The sequence below is a fragment of the Variovorax sp. 10N432 genome (assembly GCF_056394465.1).
The window spans coordinates 1-1580 of record NZ_JBFTHX010000109.1; the positions used below are offsets into that span (position 1 = coordinate 1).

The 1580-nt window shown below is 67.8% G+C and carries 1 protein-coding gene and 1 pseudogene; both read left to right on the forward strand.

The genetic code is table 11. From position 1 onward, the window contains the following. Positions 1-393, forward strand: a pseudogene (locus AC1DF3_RS36825) (methyl-accepting chemotaxis protein); the annotation flags it as partial. 39 nt (positions 394-432) lie between these two features. Next, positions 433-1580, forward strand: a 1148-nt coding sequence (locus tag AC1DF3_RS36830) for an MCP four helix bundle domain-containing protein (protein WP_478142788.1), incomplete at its 3' end; no start/stop codon positions are given.

Consider the following 1580-nt stretch of genomic DNA (forward strand, 5'->3'; position numbering starts at 1 on the left):
ATCATCGTCGACAGCGTCAAGCGGGTGACCGACATCATGGGCGAGATCACGGCGGCCAGCCAGGAGCAGACCTCGGGGATCGAGCAGATCAACCAGGCGATCACGCAGATGGACCAGGTGACCCAGCAGAACGCGGCGCTGGTGGAAGAGGCCGCGGCCGCTGCCGGGTCGCTGCAGGAGCAGGCATCGAGCCTGGTGCAGGCGGTCAGCGTGTTCAAGATGGCCAGCGACGGCGAGGCCGCGCGGGTGATCGCGCAGGCGAAGTCGAAAGCGAAGGCGCAGCAGGTCGCCCGCAAGCCGGGCGCTTCGGCGCCGGCGCCGAAGCGCCCGGCGGAGTCGGCGGCTCGCAGCGAGCCGAAGCTGGCCTCGTCCGGCGACTGGACCGAGTTCTAACAGCCCGTGCGGCGTACGGCCGCCATCCTAGGAGCAGCAATGCAGTGGTTTCAAAATCTTCGCGTCACCGTCAAGCTGGTCTTGAGTTTCCTCGTGGTCGCGGCCCTTGGCGCGCTCGTCAGCGCGCTCGGCATTTTCCACATGGGACGCATCAGCGCGTCGACCGAGAGGCTCTACACCCATGAGCTGAGCGCCCTGCAGGCCGTACAGCAGGCCAATATCGCGCTGCTCTATGCCAGCCGCTCGCAGATGACACTGCTGTCGGCGGCCACCCGCGGTGAGCGCAACACGGGATCCAATGCGATCCGCCAATCGCTCGAGGCTCTCGAGGCTCGCACCGCCGAGGCCAAGCCGTTGTTCCTGGACAGCGAGGCCGGCACCAAGCTGTTCCGGCAATACGAGGCCTTGATGGCGCCGTTGAAGCTGCGCATGGCAGATTTCGTCACGCTGGTGGGCAAGCAATCGCTCGACAGTTCGCAATTCGACGGCCGGGTCGGTGACGACAGCGCGCAGCTGCTGAAGGACTCGCGCGCGCTCGAGGAGGTGCTGGAGGCGATGGTGGCCCACGCCAACACGCTCGCCAAGGCCAGCGCGGAGCGGGCCACGGAAACCTACCAGGGCTCGCGCTGGATGATGCTGGTGATCGCGGCCGTCGGCCTGCTGGCCAGCCTGGGCCTGGGCGCCGGGGTGGCCCGCTCGCTCGGGCGCCAGCTGGGCGGAGAACCGGCCTACGCGGCCGAGGTGGTCGGCCGCATCGCGGCCGGCGACCTGGCGGTCGAGGTGGACACCGGCGCGGCGCGGCCCGGCAGCCTGCTGCATTCAATCCGGCTGATGCAGATCGAACTGACCGAGGTGGTCGGCAAGATCAAGGCCTCCAGCGACACGATCGCGACGGCCTCGAACCAGATCGCGGCGGGCAACCAGGACCTGTCCTCGCGCACCGAGCAGCAGGCCAGCTCGCTGGAGGAAACGGCCGCCTCGATGGAAGAACTCACCAGCACCGTCAAGCAGAACGCGGACAACGCGCGCCAGGCGAATCAGCTCGCGGCCTCGGCCTCCGAGGTGGCGGTGAAGGGCGGCGAGGTCGTGAGCCAGGTGGTGGACACGATGGCGTCGATCAACGCATCGTCGAAGAAGATCGTGGACATCATCGGCGTGATCGACGGCATCGCGTTCCAGACCAACAT